Here is a 21,807-nt window from a genome sequence, read left to right as displayed (position 1 = left end):
ATACGAAACGGAGGGGGATCATAGAGTGTTTGGCGCAATGTGCGACAACTAAATTGAGACAATGCTCATCAGGAAAGAAAAATGGCAGGCCCAGGCCTGCCATCCACCAGGTCGGGGGCCGGGCCCCTTCCCATCAGGTTATTCGATTCCCGAGCCGGAAACCGGTTTGAAACTCCCGCTCACGGATGTGGGCGATCTGCACATTTTGCCCTTCCAGCCCGATGTCTTTGAGCAGGGCTGGCGAAAGGTGCAGGTAGCTGACGCGACGCTCCAGCCGGGTGATCCTTTTTTGAACCAGGGTCTCTACGTGGCGCAGCAGGGCGAGTTCGATAGACATAATATTCTCCAGTTGAACGTGCGGTTCCCCCGGAGAGAGGTGATCACCCTGCGGGACAACCGCGGGTGATGAAAAAAGCAGGTGTTACCTGTCCCCTCCACGCGGCAAATAAAGAGCACGAGTCTTCGCGCTGCCAGAGCAGCGATCGAACGCAACGTTGAACATGGAATGTTGCATGGTCGTCTCCTTACCGTGTGAAAGTTGAACAAGTTGCCGCAGTGTAAAAAAACACCGAATTTTACGCAATATCTCTCCCACCCATATGGGTGGAATACGGCCAAAAAGAGGTTCAGTCAAATCCCTGACAACAGCCGGAACTCCTCCAGCGCATAGGTATCCGTCATGCCGCTCACATAATCGAGCAGCAGCCGCACCCGGTAGTACCACTCCTGCTCGCTCTCCTTTTCGAAACGGGGATCCCGGCTCGCCACCGCCAGCCGGTACGCCTTGAGGTGGCGGGCAGAGAGGCGGTGGAACAGCCGCCGGGCAAAGAAGAGCTCGCTCCCGCCGTTACCTGCGAGCAGCCGCTCGAACTGGCTGGCGGGCAGGGCCAGCAGGCAGGCGTAGGTGGAGAGCACCCCGCGCAGGGCGGCATAGCCTTCCAGCTCCAGCGCCTCCACCTCCGGGCGCATGAACACCAGCTCGCGAGCCACCCGCTTGAGGGTATCGAGTACCCGGGCTGCCGGAGCCTGACCGTGCAGCAGCGCCTGAGGATAGGCCCCGCTCAGGATCTGATCGTGCTCGGCCACATAGGTATGGGCGGCCAGCGCCACCAGATCCCGGGTCAGATGCTGGCGAAAATGGGGGAAGAACCCCCGACCGGAGGCAAGCGCCTCATCGAGCAGGTCGGTCATGTAACCGCCCTCGTCCGCCTCGCGCAGGGCTGCCAGCAGCTCGCTCTGGGTGAGGATGCGCCTGTCCACCGCATCCTCGAGATCGGCGATGCAGTAAGAGATGTCGTCCGCCGCCTCCATGATGTAGACCAGCGGATGACGGCACCCCTCGGCCAGCCCCAGGCTCTGGCCGAGGGCACGATAGAGGGGTTGTTCGCTGAAGAAGATGCCGCGCTTGCTGGTCCAGCCGTGGTGCTGACCATAGCCCTGTGGATGGTGCAGGCCCGGCAGGGGCTGCTGCGGGTATTTGCACAGCGCCGCCAGCTGCCCCAGGGTGAGGTTCAGCTCATGGAGGCTGTGCACCAGTCGCAGGCTCTGGGCATTGCCGTCAAACACCAGCAGATCCTGGCGAAGGGGTGCCCACTGGGGGCTCGGCAACTGGTCGTGGGCACGGGCGAAGAGGCCGTCCAGCTCCTGGGCAAGCCACTGACTCATCACCTGCTCGCCGAAATGGCCAAACGGCGGGTTGCCGACATCGTGCAACAGGCAGGACATCTCCACCAGATTGATGAAGGCCCCCTCGCACACCACTCCGGCCGGCAGCGCCGCCAGGATGCGGCGACTGATCTGGCGACCGGTCTCCTGCACCTCCAGCGAATGGGTGAGACGGCTGCGCACCGAGGCTTTCACATCGAGCGGGAAGACCTGGGTCTTCTGCTGCAACCGACGCACCGGCGCCGCCTGCACGATGCGGGTGCGGTCCTGCTCCGTCGCCTCCAGCAGGTCTTCGTCTCCCCAGGGGTGAATGCGCTCGGGGGGGATCAAACGGTCATACATGTCGTGGCTCCTTGCCTGAGGCGTCGTGTCTACGAGAGCAGCCAGCGCCGCAGGCGGGCGATGTCACCCGGGTATTCCCGACGCAGGGTTTCAATCCAGTCTTCCACGTTCTCCCACCAGGCGGGGTGATCCGGGCTCTGGATAAGCTGGGCCGTCTGCTGCAACCGGCGCAGGCCGATGGAGCCCGCCGCCCCCTTGATCTTGTGGGCCTCCTCCACCACACCGGCCTGATCCCTGGCAATCATGTTGGAGTCGAGCACCGCCATGTAGTCCGGCATCATCTTCTCGAACAGCTCGACGCTGGAGAGCAGCACCGGCTTGCCGACCGTGCTGGCGTAATCGGTGAGGAAGGGCAGATCCAGCAGGGCATCCTGATGGTGGACATCGTCCTGCTCGTCCGCCTCGTCCCCGGCGAGATCCGCAAACAGGTGGCCTATCACCTCCCGCACCGCCTTGGAGCCCAGCGGCTTGTTGATCACATCCTGCATGCCGTGATCCCGGTAGTACTGGCGATCGCCGGTGGCGTTGGCGGTGAGCGCCACCATGGGGGGCAGGCTGTCGCCGTAGCGCGCGAGCAGTTGCTCCGCCACATCGAACCCCGTCATGTCCGGCAGCTGGATGTCGAGCAGGATCAAGTCGAAATCATCCGGGTTGGCCATGGCCAGCGCCTCTGCACCATCCCGCGCCACCTTGACCTGATGGCCGAGCTTGTTCAGCAGGGCGCAGGCCACAGTCACGTTGAGCTCCACATCCTCCACCAGCAGGATGTCGAGGGAGGGCATCTCGGGCTCCGGGGCCGCGGCCCTGGGCTCGACGCAGTCCACCTCCAGCTCGGCGGTGAAGCAGGCGCCTTCGCCCAGGTCGCTGTCCACATAGAGTTGACCGCCCATGGCCTGCACCAGCTGGCGGGAGACCGCAAGACCGATGCCGGTACCGGTGGCGTGCTTCTTGCCCTGCACCTGATAGTACATGGCGAAGATCTTCTCCTGCTGGGCACGGGGAATGCCCACCCCGGTGTCTTCCACCTCGAAGTGCAGCGCCAGCTTGCCCGGTTCATCAGCGGCGTGGGCGAGACAGCGTATGGTGACGCCCCCTTCATCGGTGAACTTGACCGCATTGCCCACCAGGTTCCACAGCACCTGACGCAGCCGGGTGCCGTCCGCCATCACGAACTGGGGCATGTCGCCGTCCCGGTCGAAGTGCAGATAGAGCCCCTTCTGCTCCGCCTGAATGCGCGACAGCGTCTCCAGCTCGTCGAGGAAGGCGGGCAAATCCAGCGGAGCCGGCGCAATCTCCAGCCGACGACGGTCGAGCTTGTCCAGATCGATGATGTCGTTGAAGATGTTGCCGAGCGTCACCGCGCTCAGGTGGATGGTCTTGAGCTGCTGCTGCTGTCTGGCATCGAGGGGCGTATCCATCAGCATCCGGCTCAGGCCCACGATGCCATTGAGCGGGGTACGCAGCTCGTGGCTGATGGTGGAGATGAAGGTGGTCTTGTCCCGACTCGCCTTCTCCAGCTTGTCCTGGTACTGCTTGCGCTCGGTGATGTCGCGACCAAAGCCGAGCAGGCCGAGTCGCTTGCCGAAGCGGTCGAAGAAGGGCACCTTGCGCAGCTCGAAGTAGGCCTTGCGGCCATCGGGATACTCCAGCCACTGCTCATAGGTGAGCGGCTCGTTCTGGGCGAAGACCTGCTTGTCGGTCTCCACCACCTTGCTGGCGATGTCGTGCTTGTAGACATCGAACGGGGTCAGGCCGATGAGTTCCGCTTCCACCTTGCCGGTGAGCTCCTCCATGGCGCGGTTGCAACCGGAGAACTGCTCGTCCTCGTTGCGGTAATAGACCAGATCGGGGGAACAGTCGATGAAGGAGCGCAAGAGGGCGGTACGCTCCCCCAGATGCAACTGGGCCTTCTCCCGCTGGAATACTTCGTTTTCGAGATCCTCGATGGCTTGCTGGCGCAGGGTCTCGGCCCGGTTGGTCTCGGCGATCTGGGCATTGAGGCGGCTGATGTTCTCCTGCAACTGGCTGTTGAGCTCGAGATCCCGCTCGCGCATGTCTTGCAACTTGCGCACCATCCGGGTCAGCCGCTGGCGGGAGTCCTCCAGCTGATCCACCACGATGGAGAGAAAATAGACGGCCCAGGGGGTCACCAGCAGGCCGAAGAAGACAGAGCGCACCAGGTCGACAATGTCCACGGTGCCGCGCAAAAACAGGGTCACCCCCATCTGGATCGAAACGGCCAGCACTATGATGGCGGTGGCCAGGAACATGCTGAAGCGCACCAGTCCCAGCTTGGTCATCAGGTCGACGTAATATTGCGCCCAGGATTTGATCTGCTTCATCTCGTTGTTTTCTCCCCTTTTCTTGCGCAAACAGGATACCAGTACGGCGCCATGAACTCTTGTCCGTCGCGTATTCAATTATTGATTAACGTCACACTCCGGCTGGGGTAGCATGCCTGCCATGCCTCAGTCAGCACCGGTTCCACCGGAATACCGGGGCACACTGTCACCCTTCTCATTCGTTATGTCAGGAGCATACCCGATGCGAAATCATGTTCTGTTGAGCCTTGGCCTGCTGGTCGCCACCACCGCCCACGCCGATCTGGGGGAGATCCCCCGCCAGACCGGCTGGTCCGGTTTTCTGCTGGGCGGGGTCAATGCCGGCAGCCACAAGTCCAACTTCTATGCCGGTGACGACAGCAACAGCCGTATCGATGATCTGGGCTCCCCCGGCCGCGAAAGCGGTCTGAGCCCGCTGCTCAATGCCGATATCCGCTACACCTTCGCCGATACCCGCACCCAGGTCTTCCTCGGCAACCTCATCCAGGACGCGGTGCGCTTCGACTTTACCCAGCAACTCGGTCTGCGCCAGGAGATGGGTGACAAGGGTATCGTCGCCACCTCCCTGGTGTTCAACCTCATGCCGGTGGAAGTGTGGAGCGATCCCTTCGCCACCGGCGTGGACCGCAGCGCCACCGATCTCACCTCGAAAGGGGTGCGCTTTGCCTGGGACAGGATCTGGGGCAGCAACGTCTACGCCACCCTGACCAGCCGGGAAGTGGAGCTCGACGAGGAGCGCAGCGGCCAGCAATATGACCTGACCCACGGCACCCACTACGCCTCCATGCTGAGCCGCAACGGCAAGGTCCACGACCTGGCTGTCTCCTACCAGTACCACTTCGGCGGCGACCAGCTGCTGGAGCCCGCCTTCCTCTACAAGGAGGCCCGCCTGGACGGGAGTGCGGAGAGCTTCAAGAACACCGGTCTGCAGCTGACCTATGCCAAGCACGCCTCCCAGTGGTCCATCGTGAGCAACCTCTACGCCGGCAAGCGCAAGTATGACGAGGCGAATCCCCTGTTCGGCCAGCGCGCCGATGCCAGCGAGTTCGCCCTCAATGGCACCTTCTTCTGGCACAACCTGTTCGGCATCAAACCCCTTGCCGCCACCTTCACCGCTGCCTACTCCAGCGCCGACTCCGACATCGACTTCTACGATGCCGAGGCGCTTCGCTTCAGTACCGGGCTGCTTTACAACTTCTGACCCGTACCAAGCAAGGAGGCCACCCCCGGGGTGGCCTCTTCATTTGCACAACCCTCGACCATCAGATGCCGAGGGAATCCAGCAGATCGTCGTGCTCGTTGCTCGCCGGCGCGGCCGCCGGTGCCGGTTTGGCTGACTGCTTGGCCTGAGCGATCAGCTCGTCGGGATCCACCTCCTCCTGCACGCCGCCATCATGGATCCGGATAAACTCCGTCTTGTCCATGGCCAGCTCCAGATAGAAGATGTTGTTGCTGGCGGTGAAGAAGGTCACCCGGCGGGTCTCGGGATTGTCGAGGTTGGTGTCGACGCTCAGCATCACCTGCTTGTTGAGCGCCAGCATCTTGGGCTGGTTCTGGGTGATGTGGGTCTGCAGCTCACGCCCCACCTTGGTGGTGAAGCTGCCGACGATCTGGTTCATCAGCTCGCCCATGACGTTGCTCACCTCGTCCGAGGTGTGGGAGATGGCGAGATCCTCCTTGGAGAGCCCCATGCTCAGCATGTAGCTCTGGTAGAGCTCCATGGCCGCAGCGGCGGAGAAGTTGATCACCACCAGCCCGGAGAAGCCGCCGTCAAACAGCACGAAACAGCCGATGTCAGGCTTGAGGCAGGTCTTGCTGATCCGCTGCACCATGCCGGAGAAGCGCACCTGGGTCTGGGTCGCCGCACTCAATACGCTCGTCACCGAATTGCACAGGCTCAGCAGTACGTCCTCTGTGGTCAATACGGCATCATCCTCGGATCTTGTCACTATCATGGAACCTTCCTGCTGATCGAAATAATGGGGCTGTCACTCGTGTCGCCCATGTCACCATGCACCGGCGCGATACGCTAACAGATTGCGTGATCCCGGTGCCCAAAGCGCGAGCCACCTCTCACTTGACTGGATTATCAGTCAGAAATGGCTGAAATCCATCCAGGGTAGCCAGACGGCTTTGCCAACTGGCAGCCGCCCCTTGCAAGGCCTGCTCCTCATAGGGAATGGCGGGACAGGCACCCCAGATGGGACCGGGCCAGGCCGCATCCGAGCTGAAGCGGGCCACGTGGTGCAGGTGCAGCTGAGGCACCAGATTGCCGAGGGCCGCCACGTTGATCTTGTCCGGGCCGAGTGCCCGCTCCATCAGGGTGGCGACGGCGCAGGACTCCTGCATCAACTGCTGTTGCTGCTCGGGGGCCAGATGATGGATCTCCCGCAGGTTGGCGACCCGGGGCACCAGAATCAGCCAGGGATACTGGCTGTCTTTGGCCAGCAGGACGCGGCACAGGGGCAGATCCCCGAGTATCCGGGTATCCGCCTGAAGGCGGGGGTGCAATTCAAACATGGGGGCCTCGCTGATCAACATGGGCACATCGGGAATCAAAGATGTGCCCACGTTACTGCAACGGGGAGCAAACTGAAAGGCGCGGCACGGCCCAACCGATGAAGCGCTTTCGAAGCGCGGGGTCCGCCTGCAGGAAAAGCTGTTGCAACTGCCCTTCCAGGGCGCTGGCCGGCACGGAGGAGGCCCGGGGCGTCGCCACGGCGGCCGCAGTCACATCCGCCGCACCGGCGAGCACGGCAGGCCCCTCGCCACGGTTGTACTCCATCAGCCTGGCATGCCAGTCCATGCCGATCTGCATCCCCTGCACCATCAGCGTATCCTGGCGCACCTCGAGGGGCTGCCCCCCCGCCACCAGGCCCAGGACAGGGGCCCTGGCGTAGCGTTCCATCCCGGCCTCGTCCGCAGGCACGGGAGCCTGCAGGCGCACCGACTGCCCGCGGGCCTCATAGCGAAGCACCTGAGGCTCGGAGCGAACCTGGCGATCGTTGTCGCTGCTGTTGCGACTCGGGATCACCCCCTCGTAGCGCACCAGCAGTTGCTGCTCCCCGTCGGCCAGCACGGCATGCTGCTCGTCCTGCACCTTGCCGGCGCTCACCGCCAGGATCTGGAAATCCCGGGGCACCTCGACCCTGACCTCGGCCTGCACACCGCCGCAGCACAGCAGCGCAACCCCTGCCCAACCCTGATGACGCTTCATTCCCTGACTCTCCTTTCGCGATGAAGGGCGCAGGGTAGCAGCCCCAGATGACAGAAAAATAACGGGATGCAGGCTCACCCCAGCAGATAATGGGGCCGCTCGGCAAACCACTGGGCCAGCACCTGCTTGAACAGCCGGATCTTGCGCGGCACCCGGCGCTGCTGGGCGTGCAGCACATGGATCGGGTGCAGGCCGGTCTGCCACTCCGTCAGCACGGCCACCAGCTCCCCTCGGGCCAGGCTGGCCTCCACCAGCATCAACGGACACTTGGCAAAGCCCATGCCCGCCCGGGCCAGTTGCAGCAGGGTGCTGTAGTGGTTGGCCCGCACTCGCCCCTGCACCAGGATGTGCGCCTCCTCCTCCCCCTGGCGAAAGTGCCACTGCTCCCAGTCCGGGTTATGGCCCTGCAGCAGGCAGGAGCGCCCTCCCAGCTCATAGGGAGTGGCGGGGATCCCCTCCCGCGCCAGCAGGGCGGGGCTTGCCACCACCACATCCTTGAGCCTGCCGAGCGGCAGGGCCACCAGGTTGTCGGGGATCAGCTCCATGGCCCGCAGGGCGATGTCATTCTCCCCCTGGCTCATGTCGATCATGGCATTGGTGAAGTTGAGCTCGACCTGGACGCCGGGGCAGAGCTCGGCAAAACGGGCGAGCAGCTCGCTCACCATGCGGTCCCCCGTGCTGACCGGGCAGGTGAAGCGCAGGCGGCCGCTGTCCTCCTCGGTCAGGGCGCGGATCCCCTCCTCCGCCTCCCGGGCCAGGGCGAAGATCTCACCGGCCTGCTGGTGAAGCACCCGCCCCGCCTCGGTCAGGCTGAGTCTGCGGGTCGTGCGCTGGAGCAGCTGGGCATTGAGGGCGGACTCCAGGGCGCTGACATGGCGACTCAGCATCCCCTTGCTCACCCCCAGGGCATCGGCAGCGGCGGAGAAACTGCCCCGCTGCACCACTTCATAGAAACTGGCCAGGTGAGTGATATCCATCATTAGCTCCAATATGGAAACAATGGGTTCATCATAAGCGCTTTTTATCCCTTTTTATCCCGCTATCATCAACTCATCTCAACCAGGAGCGATAGATATGAAGATTGTGATTGTGGGTGCCTCCGGCACCATTGGCGCCGCCGTCAGCGAACTGCTTGCCCAGGATCACCAGGTGATCCGGGTCGGTCACAGCCAGGGGGATGCCAGAGTGGACATGCGCGACCCCGCCTCCATCCGGGCGCTCTTCGAGCAGGTCGGATCCTTCGATGCCCTAGTGGTCGCCAGCGGCAGCGTCGCCTTCAATGCCCTGACCGAGATGACGGACGAGCAGTGGCAGGTGGGGCTTCAGAGCAAGCTGATGGGCCAGATCAACCTGACCCGGGCCGCCATTGCCCACCTGAGTGACCGTGGCTCCATCACCCTCATCAGCGGCATTCTGAGTGAGGAGCCCATCCACTGGGGGGTGAGCGCCACCACCATCAACGGTGCCATCGAGCACTTCGTGAAAGGGGCCGCCTGCGAGCTGCCAAGGGGCATTCGCATTAACGTGGTCAGCCCCACCGTGCTGGAAGAGTCCATGGGAAAGTATGCCGACTTCTTCCCGGGCTTCGTGCCGGTACCCGCCGCCCGGGTGGCCCAGGCCTACAAGAAATCGGTACTGGGGGTACAGACCGGTCAGATCTTCCGGGTCAATGGCTGAGCGCTCCGGACAACCCAATGAAAACGGGCCCCGCCATGGGGCCCGTTTTGTCATCTGCGTTGCAAACGCCTCCCCTGCCACCGGCAAACGTTTGTTCGCCTGCGGCAAAAAAAGCGGTCGGCCTCAGTCGATCAGGCCGTACTGCTCCCGCAGTACCTCGATGATCTCCTGCTTCGGATTGGCACTGCGTACCAGCGGCTGACCGATGATCTTCTCGGCGATCCCCACATAGGTGCGGGAGATATCCATCATCACCTCGGTGGGCAGCTTGTTGTCACGGGCCAGGGCGAAGCGCTCGGGCATGCGGTTCTTGTTGAGCAGGATGTCCGGATCCGGGAAGTGGTTCAGCAGCCACTGGCGGAAGCCCTCTTTGGACTTCTCGATGATCTCGCCGCCGCGAAGGGCTGCGCCGTCCCAGATGCGGGAGCTGTCGGGGGTGCCCACTTCATCCATGTAGATGAGCTTTTCGCGACCGGCGGCATCGGTCACGTAACCGAACTCGAACTTGGTGTCGACGAAGACCTGATCCAGGGCAGCCAGCGCCTCGCTGATGACGTTGAAGCCCTCTTTGAGCAGCGCCTCGTAGCGGTCGATGTCCGCCGGGGAGCGGAAGCCGAAGGCCTGATGGTGGCGCTCGATGTCGCCGCGGGAGACGTTGACGTCGTCCGCTTCCGGCACGCCATCCAGCCCCTTGAGGATCCCCTTGGTGGACGGGGTGATGAGGATCTCGGGCAGCTTCTGATCCTTCTTGAGCCCTTCCGGCAGGGTGATGCCGCAGAATTCCCGCTCACCATCCTTGTAGGCACGCCACATGGAGCCGGTGATGTACTGGCGGGCAATGGCCTCGATCATCACGGGACGGGCTTTTTGCACGATCCAGACGAAGGGGTGCGGGATGTCCAGGATGTGGCTGTCCGCCAGCCCCTGCTCCTTGAACAGCTTGAACCAGTGGCTGGAGATGGCATTGAGCGCCGCGCCCTTGCCCGGCACGCCGTTCAGACCGTCCACCCCTTGCCAGATGCAGTCGAAAGCCGAGATGCGATCACTGATCACCATGAGGGCCAGGGGCGTATCGGCCGGCACATCATAGCCTTTCTCCCGAATGAGCCGGGCACTGTCTGCCGGGGTCAACCAGTAGACGCTGCGCACTTTGCCGGAATGGACAGGTTTATCGGTACGGATCGGCAAATCGTCGTTCACCGCCAATACTTGATCTGCAAGACTCATGGCTAATAACACTTCCTGTTGTGGGACTAGTTAGGCAGGGGCACCAGACCCCTGTCTGTGGGGGATTCACATCATCAGGTACTCAGGCCCGGGGCAACCGGCTCGGCACGCTGGCCCTGCGGCAACCCGGACATAACAAAACAGGGGCGCGAGGCCCCTGTTTTCATGCTTACTTCGCCCCCTGATCGGCCAAGCCCTTGGCAAAGGCCTCGGACAGGCTGATGTACATCTGGGAGATGACACCGGATGCGACAGGCTTCTTGTCCTTGTCGAACAGGGTGATGGAGGTCTTGCCGCCCGTCATCTCGCCGAGCTGGAAGCGATACTTGTCTTCCTCGAGCTTGAAGGGCTCCGCTCCCTTGGCCTTCCAGAACTCGCTGTCCGGCTCATCGTACTCCACGTCGATCCAGCCCAGGGACTGCTGGGTATCCTTGATGGTGAAACCATAGGCAGGCAGCACCTGATTGAGGCGGCGCCATACCTGGTCAAACGACCCTTCGGCAATCCAGGCGCTCAGCTCGTTGTTGTCCAGACCGAGCTCCAGCCCCATGCCATCGCTGGACTTGTGCTGTTCACGGGCCTTGAGCTGCTTGTCGTAATAGAGGGAGAACTGGTTCAGGGCGCGGGTAGCATAACGCTGGGCGTCCGCCGGCGTCAGCACAGTGCTGGTCTCGCCGTCGATGGTCTCTTCGTGATCCAGCACCCGTACCGACATCTTGATGGCGTGGCGCTGCACATCGTTGCGCAGGGTGAACTGGTAACGCTGACGGATCTTGAAGTCATCGTCATCTTCCGCCCAGCCATCGAGCACCGCTGAGTTGTCAAACCAGCCGGTCTGCAAGACGCCGTCCTGTTGATCCAGCTTCTCGGTAGTGACCTTGTGTTCGGCCAGGAAGTTCATCAGGAAGGCCCAGGTATCGCGCTCCACGCTCTGGGAAGTGCTGAGGGCATAGAAGGCAACGGTTGGCTCGCTGGCATTGGCCACCACCTGGCTGCCGGGCACCACGGTGAGCAACTGGGCGGGTGGACGCACGTCCACCTTGGCCCCGAGGGCGCCCTCACGGCTGCTCTCGGGCAGGGCCGGAATGTCGAAATTGCTGTTAAAGGCGGGGGTACTCAACCCGGCGGGCACAAGGAAGGCGCGGCCTTCGAGGCGGCTCTCTTCATACTCGAAGCCACGGTTGGCCATTTTGCGTTCCTGGGGTGAGCTGCAGGCAGCCAGCACGGCCACCGTCGCGACACTCAGTACCAGGCGCACTGCATTTCCCTTTCCATTTGCTTTAAACACTCGCCATCAACTCCGCAGTCGTCAGTGCTCGCGCCATCGCCGCTTCCCCCTCGGGGGTGAGATCGGTCAGGGGCAGACGCAAGGTCGCCGTCGCCATCAATCCCAGCCGGGCACAGGCCCATTTCACCGGAATGGGACTCGGTTCACAGAACAGAGTCTGATGCAACGGCATCAATCGATTGTTGATGTCATGAGCCTGCCCGGCATCACCGGCCAGGGCAGCACGACACATGTCGGCCATCTGGGGCGCCGCAATATTGGTGGTGACCGAAATGACACCATCGCCCCCTTGCAGCATAAAATCACATCCGCTGGCGTCATCGCCACTATAAAGCGCAAAATCCGGCCCGCACAATTCGCGCAGCAGCGGGGTACGGCCAAGATCGCCAGTCGCTTCTTTCAAACCTATGATGCCGGGCACCTTGGCCAGACGGGCCACCGTCTCCGGTTTGAGGTCACAGCAGGTGCGACCGGGCACATTATAGAGAATTTGAGGCAGACCACTAGCCTCGGCGATCGCACAATAGTGACGATAGAGGCCTTCCTGGGTGGGTTTGTTGTAATAGGGGGTAACCGAGAGACCCGCCACCACGCCCATGGTGGCGAAACGCTGGGAGAGGGCGATGGCGTGAGCAGTATTGTTGGATCCGCAGCCCGCGATGACGGGAATGCGTCCGGCGGCGTATTCCACCGTCTTCTCAACCACGGCGATATGTTCCTGCTCGCTCAGGGTGACCGACTCTCCCGTGGTTCCCACGGCGACGATGGCGCTGGTCCCGGCATCCACATGATATTCCACCAGCGCTGCCAGACTGACCCAATCGATGTCGCCCGAAGGCAGCATGGGGGTAACGAGCGCAACAATACTACCGCGTAACATGGATAATTCTCCCGATTTTCAGGGGCGTAATGGTAAAGCTGCCCCTTTTGAAAAACAAGGGAGGCACGGGACAAGCCGTGTTACCATCCGGCACAAAACGTATGAATGCACGAGCGCACAAGAGGCCTCCCGGCAGGGTGCCGGCACCCGCGGTCAACGCATTCTCAATAATGGACGAGAGACGATTTATGACTCACTACCTGGTCGTAACGGCCATCGGCACGGACAGGCCTGGCATCGTCAATGAGGTGACCCGTCACGTCAGTGGCTGCGGTTGCAACATTGTCGACAGCCGTCTTGGCATCTTCGGCAACGAATTCACCTTCATCATGCTCCTGTCCGGTGACTGGAACAGCCTGATGCAACTGGAAATCAGCCTCCCACTGCGCAGCCAGGAGTGGGATCTCATCACCATGATGAAACGCACCGAGCGCCACCACTCCCTGCAATATGACATCAGCGCCAGCGCAGAGGTGCTGATCCGGGATCAGCCGGGCATCGTAAGTCAGTGCACCCAGTTCTTCAGCGATCACGGCTGGGACATCCAGGCCATGCAGACCATCACCCTGGAACAGCAGCCCTTCAACCTGCTCAAGGCGAACTTTCAGTTGAATCTCTCCAAGCAGGGAGAAGAGCCTGGCTCGAAGACAGCCTTCGCCGATTTCTGTCGTGGACTGGGCGCCGAGTCGTTCGAATTCATCGTCAATCACAAGTACGCCTGACGGCGTTTATCCGAGGAGACCCCATGTCACCACTAGAAGCTGGTACCCAGGCCCCCGATTTCACCCTCTCCGATCAGGACGGCAATCAGGTTCGCCTCGCCGACCTGCGCGGCAAGAAGGTGCTGATCTATTTCTACCCCAAGGCGATGACCCCGGGTTGCACCACCCAGGCCTGCGGTCTGCGCGACGTCAATAGCGAGCTGGCTGCCCTCAATGTGGTGGTGCTCGGCATCAGCCCGGACAGCGCCAAGCGCCTGAAAAAGTTCGAGGCGCGCGACAACCTCAACTTCCGCCTGCTGGCCGATGAGGATCACGCGGTGGCCGATGCCTTTGGCGTCTGGGGCCCGAAGAAGTTCATGGGCAAGGAGTATGACGGCATCCATCGCCTGAGTTTCCTCATCGACGAAGAGGGCAAGGTTGCCCATCGCTTCGACAAGTTCAAGACCAGCGATCACCATCAGGTGGTGCTCGACCTCGTCAAGGGCTAAGCCGCCAGCGGCATTGTTGCAGGGCTCGCCATGGCGGGCCCTGCTCGTTTCACCACGGCATCAGCCCCACTCTCTGGCGGCTCACCAGGGCGCCTCTTCCCCCCCTTTTCTCGCCAACCTCCCCTCTCAGATCAAAAAATTCATCCTGGATATGGGTTAACGTGACCCCAGATTCATTTTCCAGCGAGACAGCCCATGAACATGAGCCACACCGAACGCCTGATCCTGAGCAACCAGTACGAGATCCTGGCCAAACTCAATCCGGAAAAGGCGGCGTTTTACCAGCGTGCCAGCACCATAGTCGAGCGCGGCTACTGCCTGCAGATCCTCGAGCTGGAGAAGAGCTTCGGCCATCTGGATCTCGCCACCTGCCAGGAGGTGCTGGACACTCTGGAGCTGCACCATGCACTGGCCATCTCCTGGGGTAACCTGGATGCCAGCGCCCGGGCCGATGTCAACGAGAGCCGCCTTGCCTTCAACGGCTACAGCCGCAGCCAGGAGCGGGAACTGGCGGATTACGTCTGCTTCCTGCTGGAAGTGGACAAGCGCTTCCCCGAACTGCCCTGCCCCTGCGATGAGCTCTCCAGCGACATCGCCATGCGGGACAAGTACCAGCGCATGCTGGCGGTCTGGCGTCAGTGCCCCCGTCAGTACAAGCTCTCCATCCAGGAGATCAGCAAGGTGCTGGCCGCCTGAATGTGAAAAAGGCGCCTGAGGGCGCCTTTGTCGTCAGTCTGACTTCGGAAAGTCATTCGTAGAGGAAGGATTTGTCCAGCTGCTTGAAGGCGGCGTTGAGGGTATCGGCCAGCTCTTCGTAGCGGGGACGGGCCACCAGCTGACGTTGACCGCCCTGCTCGTTCATCTTGCCGTTTATCTCCCGATACCAGGTGGCGAGGGAGGGGGGCAGCCGGGTATCGGCGCGCTGGCCGAGCCAGTAGTACCCTTGCAGCGGCAGGCTGAGCAGGAAGAGCACGGACGCCATCACGGAGGGCCAGTAATGAAGCTCGCCAAACTGGAACTGCACCATGACGCTGAGCACCGCCAGTGCCGGGATCACCTTGAGGGCGAATTCGGTGGCCTTGATCACCCGATTCTCCGGGAACATGGAATTAAGCTCGGGACGGCGCGGCCAAAGAGTCATATAATGACGGCCTTGCTGTAATTTAGTTCCAAAAATGTTCATGCTCATGCTACCTCCGAGCTCTTTTCGAACGCATTAACGGCAAAACCTCGACAATATTTGAGAGGCAATAACAAAGGTTGAGGATGACTTTGTTATTTTTCAACAATCAGGTTATCCTTTGTACGCCCATTTTTACGCAGGGGCACGGCCACTGACCAGTCAGGGACGTCTGAATTTCGGGTCTTGTATCACTATACAAGGGGCAAGCAACAGATTGCCAACCCTCATAAGGATAAGTTGATAGTTTTTGGACGCACCGCGTCCGGCGCATCCTCCAACCCAACCCAATCTGCGATAGGATTTATTCATGAGTAAGCTGGTTCTTGTTCTTAACTGTGGCAGCTCGTCCCTGAAGTTTGCTGTCATTGACGCAACCACCGGTGATGACCTGCTGTCCGGCCTGGCCGAATGCTTCAACCTCGACGACGCCCGCATCAAGTGGAAGCTGAACGGCGAGAAAGGCAACGCTGATCTGGGTGCCGGTGCCGCTCACCAGGAAGCGCTGGACTTCATCGTTCACAAGATCCTGCCGCTCAACCCGGAACTGTCCAAGAACCTGATCGCCATCGGCCACCGCGTGGTACACGGCGGCGAGCGTTTCACCTCCTCCGTTCGCATCTGTGATGACGTCATTGCCGGCATCGAAGCCGCCATTCCTTACGCACCGCTGCACAACCCGGCTCACCTGATCGGTATCCGTGCCGCCCTGAAGGTCTTCCCGGAACTGGCCGAGAAGAACATCGCCGTGTTCGATACCGCCTTCCACCAGACCATGCCGGAAGAAGCCTTCCTGTACGCCCTGCCGTACAAGCTCTACAAAGAGAACGGCATCCGTCGCTACGGCGCCCACGGCACCAGCCACTACTACATCAGCCTGGAAGCGGCCAAGCAGCTGAACAAGCCGGTGGAAGAGCTCAACATCATCAACTGCCACCTGGGCAACGGCGGCTCCGTCTGCGCCATCAAGAACGGCCAGTCCGTCGACACCTCCATGGGCCTGACCCCGCTGGAAGGCCTGGTGATGGGTACCCGTTCCGGTGACATCGATCCGGCTATCATCTTCTTCCTGCACGACAAGTTGGGCATGAGCGTTGCCGAGATCAACACCATGCTGACCAAGGAATCCGGCCTGCAGGGTCTGACCGAAGTCACCTCCGACTGCCGTTTCGTTGAAGACAACTACGACAGCAAGGAAGAAGCCAAGCGCGCCATGGACGTGTACTGCTACCGTCTGGCCAAGTACATCGGTGCCTACGCCGCCGCCATGGACGGTCGTCTGGATGCTGTGGTCTTCACCGGCGGCATCGGCGAGAACTCCGCCCCGATCCGTGAGATCACCCTGAACAAGCTGGGCCTGCTGGGCTTTGACGTCGACCACGACGCCAACCTGAAGGCTCGCTTCGGCAAGGGCGGCGAGATCACCAAGGCTGGTTCTACCAAGGCCCTGGTTATCCCGACCAACGAAGAGTGGGTCATCGCCCACGACGCGCTGGAACTGGTCGGCGCATAAATTAGCTGTAGAGCAAGGCCGCCCCAGGGCGGCCTTTTCCTGATCCCAAAAAATGAACAAGGGGTAATAAGTGGCACGCACTATTATGCTCATCCCGGTCGGCACTGGTGTCGGCGTAACCTCCGTGAGTCTTGGCGTCGTTCGCGCCATGGAACGTCACGGTGTCAATGTCAGCTTCTTCAAACCGGTCGCCCAGCCGCGTCCGGGTGAAACCGGTACCGAGCGCTCCACCGCCGTGATCCGCGCCGCTGCCAACATCAACCCGCCCGAGCCGTTCGCCCTCTCCTACGCCGAGAACATGATCACCTCCAGCAACACCGACATCCTGCTGGAAGAGATCGTGGCCCGCTTCGAAGAGCACGTGAAGACCAGCGGTGCCGAAGTGGTGGTGATCGAGGGCCTGGTTCCGACCGACAAGCAACCCTTTGCCAACAAGCTGAACTACGACGTCGCCAAGGCGCTGGACGCCGACATGGTGTTCGTAACCCATCCGGGCAACGACTCCAGCCAGAAGCTCAAAGAGCGCATCGAGCTGGCCTGCTCCAACTTCGGTGGCGTCAACAACCCGCGCATCGTGGGCTGCGTCATCAACAAGGTGGGTGCCCCGGTTGACGAGCACGGCGTGACCCGTCCCGACCTGACCGAGATGTTCGAAGCGCACCACCACGGCGCCGATACCGGCCACAACCTGGAAGTGCTGCAGGTCTTCGGCAAGAGTCCGCTGCGCATCCTCGGCTGCATCCCCTGGAACACCCAGCTGATCGCACCGCGCGCCAAGGATCTCGCCAAGCACCTGGCCGCCAAGATCATCAACAAGGGTGAGCTGGAAAGCCGCCGCCTGCAGACCGTGACCTTCTGCGCCCGCTCAATCCACAACATGATCGAGCACTTCCGTCCGGGCAGCCTGCTGGTGACCTCCGGCGACCGCTCCGACGTCATCGTCTCCGCCTGCCTCTCCGCCATGAACGGCGTCAAGCTGGGTGCCCTGCTGCTGACCGGCAACTACCACCCGGAACCGCAGGTGATGGCACTGTGCCAACAGGCCATGGCCACCGGTCTGCCGATCATGATCACCGGCACCAACACCTGGCAGACCGCCGTCAGCCTGCAGAACTTCAACGTCGACATCCCGGAAGATGACCGCGAGCGTATCGAGCTGGTGCAGGACTACGTTGCTGGTCACATCGACAAGCACTGGATCGAGTCTCTCTCCGCCAAGTCCACCCGTTCCCGTCGCCTGAGCCCGCCGGCTTTCCGCTACCAGCTGACCGAGCTGGCCCGTCAGGCCAACAAGCGCGTCGTGCTGCCGGAAGGGGAAGAACCGCGGACCATCAAGGCGGCCGCCATCTGTGCCGAGCGCGGTATCGCCCGTCCGGTGCTGCTGGGCAACCCGGACGAGATCCGCCGCGTCGCTGAGCAGCAGGGCGTGATCCTGACCGACCGCGTCGAGATCATCGATCCCGTTGCCGTACGCGAGCGTTACGTGGCCCGTCTGGTCGAGCTGCGCAAGAACAAGGGCATGACCGAAGTGGTTGCCCGCGAGCAGCTGGAAGACAACGTGGTACTGGGTACCATGATGCTGGAGCGCAACGAGGTCGACGGTCTGGTATCCGGCGCCGTGCACACCACTGCCAACACCATCCGTCCGCCGATGCAGATCATCAAGACCGCCCCGGGCTCTTCCCTGATCTCCTCCATCTTCTTCATGCTGCTGCCGGATCAGGTGCTGGTCTACGGTGACTGCGCGATCAACCCGGATCCCACTGCCGAGCAGCTGGCCGAGATCGCCATCCAGTCCGCCGACTCCGCTGCCGCCTTCGGCATCGAGCCGCGCGTGGCCATGATCTCCTACTCCACCGGCACCTCCGGCGCCGGCGCGGATGTGGAGAAAGTGCGTGAAGCCACCGAGCTGGCCAAGGCCAAGCGTCCCGACCTCATCATCGACGGCCCGCTGCAGTACGATGCGGCCATCATGGAGAACGTCGCCAAGTCCAAGGCACCGAACTCCCCGGTTGCCGGCAAGGCCACCGTGTTCGTGTTCCCGGATCTCAACACCGGCAACACCACCTACAAGGCGGTACAGCGCTCCGCCGAGCTGGTCTCCATCGGCCCCATGCTGCAAGGCATGCGCAAGCCGGTCAACGACCTCTCCCGCGGCGCCCTGGTGGACGACATCGTCTACACCATCGCCCTGACCGGCATCCAGGCAGCCCAGGCCGAGTAATCGACCCGCAGTCCGATGCAATGAAAAACCCGCCGAAAGGCGGGTTTTTTTATGGCTCGCGCCCAGAAATGTTGATCCGCAAGATCAGGTCGGGATCCCGTCCGGATCCACGGACAGATCCGCGTTCCGCCCTTGGCAAGGCTCGAGGGATAAGCAAACGCTCACCCCCTCGCCTGGGGATTGCACAAATGCGATCCAGCCAGGATCAAATTGAAATATCCCTTTAAGATCATGCGACTAACGCCAGACACACCGCTAATCTACAGAGTTTTCCACAGCTTTTGTGGATAGTTTACCGATCATTTGAAAGAAAATGACAGGTGAAGACCCTCCCTTCCCCCTTCTCTTTCACCCCCTCGATAACCTCCTGATGCTGTGGCCTGCATCCCTACCGGCCCCCCCACTTGCCCGCAACGCTGCCAGACACGAAAAAGGGCTCCGAAGAGCCCTTGAACAGCTATTTTCACATCCGGCCACATCAGGGACGCAGGGATTTGTCCGCCCGGGAGATGCCACAGACACCGGAGCGCACCACTTCGATGATCTCGTTGGTCTGGGCAGCCGTCTTGATGAAGGCGTCCAGCTTTTCGCTGGTCCCGACGAGCTGCACCGTGTAGAGCTCGGGGGTGACGTCGACGATCTGGCCACGGAAGATGTCCGCCAGCCGCTTCAGTTCGTCACGGGCACCACCGGCGGCGCGCGCCTTGACCAGCGCGATCTCCCGCTCGATGTGCTCACCCTCGCTCAGGTCACACACCTTGAGCACGTCCACCAGCTTGTGCAACTGCTTCTGGATCTGCTCCAGCACCCGCTCATCCCCCATGGTGACGATGGTCATGCGGGACAGGGTGGGATCCTCGGTGGGGGCCACCGTCAGGGTCTCGATGTTGTAGCCGCGCTGGGAGAAGAGACCTACCACACGGCTCAGGGCACCGGATTCGTTCTCCAGCAGAACGGAAATTATATGTCTCATCAGGTTCTCTCCGTCTTGCTCAGCCACATCTCGTCCATGGCACCAAATTTGATCTGCATCGGATAGACGTGCTCGTCCGGATCGACCGAGATGTCCATGAACACCAGTCTGTCCTTCATGGCAAAGGCCTTCTCCATGGCGCTCTCCAGCTCCGCCGGATCGCTCACCGCAATGCCGACGTGGCCATAGGCTTCCGCCAGCTTGACGAAGTCAGGCAGGGATTCCATGTAGGAGTGGCTGTGACGGCCACCGTAGAACATCTTCTGCCACTGCTTGACCATGCCCAGCGCACGGTTGTTGATGGAGATGATCTTGATGGGCACCCCGTACTGCATGCAGGTGGAGAGCTCCTGAATGTTCATCTGCACCGAGCCGTCGCCGGTGACGCAGCAGACCACCGCATCCGGGTTGGCAAACTGGGCGCCCATGGCGGCCGGAATGCCAAACCCCATGGTGCCGAGACCACCTGAGTTGATCCACTGGCGCGGTTTGGCAAACGGGTAGTAGAGGGCGGCAAACATCTGATGCTGGCCCACGTCGGAGGCGACGAACGCCTCCCCCTTGGTCACCTTGTAGAGAGTCTCGATGACCTGCTGCGGCTTGATCAGGGTGGGATGGGTTTCGTAGGCCAGGCAGTTGCGGGAGCGCCACTGGCCGATCTGGCTCCACCAGTCCGCCAGTACCTGCTTGTCGTTGTCGAAACCACACTCGCGGATCACTTCCAGCATCTGCTCCAGCACGGTTTCCACCGAGCCGACGATGGGCACATGAGCCTGCACCGTCTTGGAGATGGAGGTGGGATCGATGTCGATGTGGACTATGGTGGCATTCGGGCAGAACTTGGCCACGTTGTTGGTGACGCGGTCATCGAAGCGGGCACCCACGGCGAAGATGAGATCCGCGTTGTGCATGCTCTTGTTCGCTTCGAAGGTGCCGTGCATGCCGAGCATGCCGATGAACTGCGGATGGATGCCGGAGAAAGCGCCCAGCCCCATGAGCGTGGTGGTCACCGGCAGGTTCAGCAGCTCCGCCAGCTTGGTCACCAGGTGATCAGCATTGGCGTTGATGGCGCCGCCACCCACGTACATGACCGGGCGGCTCGCCTCGGTCAGCAGCTTGGCAGCCCGCTTGATCTGGCCCTTGTGTCCCGCCTTGGTCGGATTGTAGGAGCGCAGGGAAACGGACTCGGGATACTGATAGGGGAACTTCTCTTTCGGATTCTGCACGTCTTTGGGCAGATCCACCACCACGGGCCCCGGGCGGCCACTGGCGGCAATGTAATAGGCCTTCTTGATGGCCTCGGGAATGTCGCTGGCTTTCTTGCACAGGAAGCTGTGCTTCACCACCGGGCGGGAGATGCCGATCATGTCGGTCTCCTGGAACGCATCCTCCCCGATCATGCTGGTCGGCACCTGGCCGGACAGGATCACCAGGGGAATGGAATCCATGTAGGCGGTGGCGATCCCCGTGATGCAGTTGGTGGCGCCGGGACCCGAGGTCACCAGCACAGTGCCCACCTTGCCGGTGGAGCGGGCGTAACCGTCCGCCATGTGCACTGCGGCCTGCTCGTGCCGCACCAGGACATGCTCCATCTTGCCGTTTTCGAAGAGAGCGTCATAGATGTCGAGCACTGAGCCACCAGGGTAGCCGAAAACGTGTTCCACTCCCTGATCTTCCAGCGCTCTAACCACCATCTGGGCGCCTGATAACATCTCCATGATAAAGCCCTCCAGGCTTTGCTCCGTTAAGCGAAAGCTATCGACAGTCCGCTGCTTCCCGGCAGCGCCGATCCGAGTCTTGTTGTTGTCTGCAGGCAGATCAGGCGAGTCCGGAGCCGTCGATAGTAGAAAAATAGGGGTTTTCCATCATTCACCCGAAAAGCGGGTGAAAAACCAACTTAACCCGCCCGTGAACGCTTGTCCACGGCTTTGTCTGGCCATAACAGTCATAAATTTCAAACAGCTATTAACATTCAGTGACTTGGCCACCAGACGGGCAACAAAGAGGGGCCCTGGGGGGAACAACCAGCGGATCATGCTGCCCGCGTCGGTCAGGAACAAAATAAACGG

Annotated in this window: 20 protein-coding genes; 7 read left to right on the top strand and 13 right to left on the bottom strand. The window is 61.5% G+C overall.

Going from position 1 to position 21,807, the window contains the following annotated elements; translation table 11 throughout:
• Window positions 1-133 precede the first annotated feature (133 nt).
• The 3 genes from ACPW74_RS01795 to arcB all read right to left on the bottom strand — a co-directional run bounded on the left by ACPW74_RS01795 (window position 134) and on the right by arcB (window position 4,349).
• Window positions 134-337, bottom strand: coding sequence for a hypothetical protein (locus ACPW74_RS01795; protein ID WP_080768051.1), 204 nt, complete (start codon window positions 335-337; stop codon window positions 134-136).
• A gap of 293 nt (window positions 338-630) precedes the next feature.
• Complete coding sequence (gene dgt, locus ACPW74_RS01790; RefSeq protein WP_279981826.1) at window positions 631-2,007, bottom strand: dGTPase; 1,377 nt, start codon at window positions 2,005-2,007, stop codon at window positions 631-633.
• Window positions 2,008-2,036: 29 nt separating this feature from the next.
• Window positions 2,037-4,349: an aerobic respiration two-component sensor histidine kinase ArcB gene (arcB, locus tag ACPW74_RS01785; protein ID WP_279981827.1), complete on the bottom strand. Its 2,313-nt coding sequence runs from the start codon at window positions 4,347-4,349 to the stop codon at window positions 2,037-2,039.
• A gap of 202 nt (window positions 4,350-4,551) precedes the next feature.
• On the opposite strand from arcB, the gene ACPW74_RS01780 reads away from it, so the two are divergent.
• Window positions 4,552-5,550, top strand: coding sequence for a DUF2860 family protein (locus ACPW74_RS01780; RefSeq protein WP_279981828.1), 999 nt, complete (start codon window positions 4,552-4,554; stop codon window positions 5,548-5,550).
• A 61-nt stretch (window positions 5,551-5,611) separates the two neighbouring features.
• Here ACPW74_RS01780 and ACPW74_RS01775 read toward each other — a convergent pair whose 3' ends face one another.
• The 4 genes from ACPW74_RS01775 to ACPW74_RS01760 all read right to left on the bottom strand — a co-directional run bounded on the left by ACPW74_RS01775 (window position 5,612) and on the right by ACPW74_RS01760 (window position 8,543).
• Window positions 5,612-6,304 (bottom strand): DUF3334 family protein, encoded by a 693-nt coding sequence (locus ACPW74_RS01775; RefSeq protein ID WP_029313837.1) that lies wholly within the window; start codon window positions 6,302-6,304, stop codon window positions 5,612-5,614.
• Window positions 6,305-6,422: 118 nt separating this feature from the next.
• A complete protein-coding gene (locus tag ACPW74_RS01770) occupies window positions 6,423-6,869 on the bottom strand; it encodes an HIT domain-containing protein (RefSeq protein WP_048208798.1) in 447 nt (148 codons plus the stop codon).
• Window positions 6,870-6,921: 52 nt separating this feature from the next.
• Window positions 6,922-7,566, bottom strand: a complete 645-nt coding sequence (locus ACPW74_RS01765) for a DUF2057 domain-containing protein (RefSeq protein ID WP_279981829.1) — start codon at window positions 7,564-7,566, stop codon at window positions 6,922-6,924.
• 74 nt (window positions 7,567-7,640) lie between these two features.
• Window positions 7,641-8,543 (bottom strand): LysR family transcriptional regulator, encoded by a 903-nt coding sequence (locus ACPW74_RS01760; RefSeq protein WP_042016837.1) that lies wholly within the window; start codon window positions 8,541-8,543, stop codon window positions 7,641-7,643.
• Between the two features lie 97 nt (window positions 8,544-8,640).
• Here ACPW74_RS01760 and ACPW74_RS01755 point away from each other — a divergent pair, with 97 nt between their 5' ends.
• Window positions 8,641-9,243, top strand: coding sequence for a short chain dehydrogenase (locus tag ACPW74_RS01755; RefSeq protein WP_041211120.1), 603 nt, complete (start codon window positions 8,641-8,643; stop codon window positions 9,241-9,243).
• Between the two features lie 123 nt (window positions 9,244-9,366).
• Here the strand turns inward: ACPW74_RS01755 and ACPW74_RS01750 are convergent, their stop codons facing one another.
• The 3 genes from ACPW74_RS01750 to dapA form a co-directional block, all read right to left on the bottom strand.
• Complete coding sequence (locus ACPW74_RS01750) at window positions 9,367-10,470, bottom strand: phosphoribosylaminoimidazolesuccinocarboxamide synthase (RefSeq protein WP_039040947.1); 1,104 nt, start codon at window positions 10,468-10,470, stop codon at window positions 9,367-9,369.
• A gap of 169 nt (window positions 10,471-10,639) precedes the next feature.
• Window positions 10,640-11,758, bottom strand: coding sequence for an outer membrane protein assembly factor BamC (bamC, locus tag ACPW74_RS01745; RefSeq protein ID WP_029313833.1), 1,119 nt, complete (start codon window positions 11,756-11,758; stop codon window positions 10,640-10,642).
• Window positions 11,751-12,638, bottom strand: a complete 888-nt coding sequence (gene dapA / locus ACPW74_RS01740; protein ID WP_201995998.1) for a 4-hydroxy-tetrahydrodipicolinate synthase — start codon at window positions 12,636-12,638, stop codon at window positions 11,751-11,753. The genes bamC and dapA overlap by 8 nt, the downstream gene beginning before the upstream one ends.
• A 188-nt stretch (window positions 12,639-12,826) precedes the next feature.
• Here dapA and ACPW74_RS01735 point away from each other — a divergent pair, with 188 nt between their 5' ends.
• From ACPW74_RS01735 to ACPW74_RS01725, 3 genes are all read left to right on the top strand, one after another.
• Window positions 12,827-13,360 carry a glycine cleavage system protein R gene (locus tag ACPW74_RS01735; protein WP_010673166.1) on the top strand — a complete coding sequence of 178 codons (534 nt, stop codon included), beginning with the start codon at window positions 12,827-12,829 and terminating at the stop codon, window positions 13,358-13,360.
• Between the two features lie 23 nt (window positions 13,361-13,383).
• Window positions 13,384-13,848: a thioredoxin-dependent thiol peroxidase gene (gene bcp, locus ACPW74_RS01730; protein WP_201995996.1), complete on the top strand. Its 465-nt coding sequence runs from the start codon at window positions 13,384-13,386 to the stop codon at window positions 13,846-13,848.
• Between the two features lie 195 nt (window positions 13,849-14,043).
• On the top strand, window positions 14,044-14,544 hold the full coding sequence (locus ACPW74_RS01725; RefSeq protein ID WP_039040945.1) for a YfbU family protein: 501 nt from the start codon (window positions 14,044-14,046) through the stop codon (window positions 14,542-14,544).
• Window positions 14,545-14,596: 52 nt separating this feature from the next.
• Here ACPW74_RS01725 and yfbV read toward each other — a convergent pair whose 3' ends face one another.
• Entirely contained in the window at window positions 14,597-15,037 is a 441-nt protein-coding gene (gene yfbV, locus ACPW74_RS01720; protein WP_029313829.1) for a terminus macrodomain insulation protein YfbV, read from the bottom strand.
• A gap of 301 nt (window positions 15,038-15,338) precedes the next feature.
• Between yfbV and ACPW74_RS01715 the strand changes: the two genes are divergently transcribed.
• Window positions 15,339-16,541, top strand: coding sequence for an acetate kinase (locus ACPW74_RS01715; protein ID WP_104451799.1), 1,203 nt, complete (start codon window positions 15,339-15,341; stop codon window positions 16,539-16,541).
• A 70-nt stretch (window positions 16,542-16,611) separates the two neighbouring features.
• Window positions 16,612-18,765, top strand: a complete 2,154-nt coding sequence (gene pta, locus ACPW74_RS01710; RefSeq protein ID WP_041211116.1) for a phosphate acetyltransferase — start codon at window positions 16,612-16,614, stop codon at window positions 18,763-18,765.
• A 478-nt stretch (window positions 18,766-19,243) separates the two neighbouring features.
• Here pta and ilvN read toward each other — a convergent pair whose 3' ends face one another.
• Both ilvN and ACPW74_RS01700 read right to left on the bottom strand, forming a co-directional pair.
• On the bottom strand, window positions 19,244-19,738 hold the full coding sequence (ilvN, locus tag ACPW74_RS01705; protein WP_010673160.1) for an acetolactate synthase small subunit: 495 nt from the start codon (window positions 19,736-19,738) through the stop codon (window positions 19,244-19,246).
• Window positions 19,738-21,456 carry an acetolactate synthase 3 large subunit gene (locus ACPW74_RS01700; RefSeq protein WP_279981831.1) on the bottom strand — a complete coding sequence of 573 codons (1,719 nt, stop codon included), beginning with the start codon at window positions 21,454-21,456 and terminating at the stop codon, window positions 19,738-19,740. Before ACPW74_RS01700 ends, ilvN begins: the two co-directional genes overlap by 1 nt.
• Between the last annotated feature and the right edge of the window lie 351 nt (window positions 21,457-21,807).

The organism is Aeromonas sp. INTO2, from assembly GCF_049860605.1.
GTDB classification, from domain to species: Bacteria; Pseudomonadota; Gammaproteobacteria; order Enterobacterales; family Aeromonadaceae; genus Aeromonas; species Aeromonas caviae.
Note: the sequence above shows the minus strand (reverse complement) of the source record. Positions and strands in the feature narration are given on the sequence as shown.

Bases quoted from the DNA above. Each gene is read 5' to 3' on its own strand.
- ACPW74_RS01795 (WP_080768051.1), bottom strand. From the start codon at position 337: ATGTCTATCGAACTCGCCCTGCTGCGCCACGTAGAGACCCTGGTTCAA.
- dgt (WP_279981826.1), bottom strand. From the start codon at position 2,007: ATGTATGACCGTTTGATCCCCCCCGAGCGCATTCACCCCTGGGGAGAC.
- arcB (WP_279981827.1), bottom strand. From the start codon at position 4,349: ATGAAGCAGATCAAATCCTGGGCGCAATATTACGTCGACCTGATGACC.
- ACPW74_RS01780 (WP_279981828.1), top strand. From the start codon at position 4,552: ATGCGAAATCATGTTCTGTTGAGCCTTGGCCTGCTGGTCGCCACCACC.
- ACPW74_RS01775 (WP_029313837.1), bottom strand. From the start codon at position 6,304: ATGATAGTGACAAGATCCGAGGATGATGCCGTATTGACCACAGAGGAC.
- ACPW74_RS01770 (WP_048208798.1), bottom strand. From the start codon at position 6,869: ATGTTTGAATTGCACCCCCGCCTTCAGGCGGATACCCGGATACTCGGG.
- ACPW74_RS01765 (WP_279981829.1), bottom strand. From the start codon at position 7,566: ATGAAGCGTCATCAGGGTTGGGCAGGGGTTGCGCTGCTGTGCTGCGGC.
- ACPW74_RS01760 (WP_042016837.1), bottom strand. From the start codon at position 8,543: ATGGATATCACTCACCTGGCCAGTTTCTATGAAGTGGTGCAGCGGGGC.
- ACPW74_RS01755 (WP_041211120.1), top strand. From the start codon at position 8,641: ATGAAGATTGTGATTGTGGGTGCCTCCGGCACCATTGGCGCCGCCGTC.
- ACPW74_RS01750 (WP_039040947.1), bottom strand. From the start codon at position 10,470: ATGAGTCTTGCAGATCAAGTATTGGCGGTGAACGACGATTTGCCGATC.
- dapA (WP_201995998.1), bottom strand. From the start codon at position 12,638: ATGTTACGCGGTAGTATTGTTGCGCTCGTTACCCCCATGCTGCCTTCG.
- ACPW74_RS01735 (WP_010673166.1), top strand. From the start codon at position 12,827: ATGACTCACTACCTGGTCGTAACGGCCATCGGCACGGACAGGCCTGGC.
- bcp (WP_201995996.1), top strand. From the start codon at position 13,384: ATGTCACCACTAGAAGCTGGTACCCAGGCCCCCGATTTCACCCTCTCC.
- ACPW74_RS01725 (WP_039040945.1), top strand. From the start codon at position 14,044: ATGAACATGAGCCACACCGAACGCCTGATCCTGAGCAACCAGTACGAG.
- yfbV (WP_029313829.1), bottom strand. From the start codon at position 15,037: ATGAGCATGAACATTTTTGGAACTAAATTACAGCAAGGCCGTCATTAT.
- ACPW74_RS01715 (WP_104451799.1), top strand. From the start codon at position 15,339: ATGAGTAAGCTGGTTCTTGTTCTTAACTGTGGCAGCTCGTCCCTGAAG.
- ilvN (WP_010673160.1), bottom strand. From the start codon at position 19,738: ATGAGACATATAATTTCCGTTCTGCTGGAGAACGAATCCGGTGCCCTG.
- ACPW74_RS01700 (WP_279981831.1), bottom strand. From the start codon at position 21,456: ATGGAGATGTTATCAGGCGCCCAGATGGTGGTTAGAGCGCTGGAAGAT.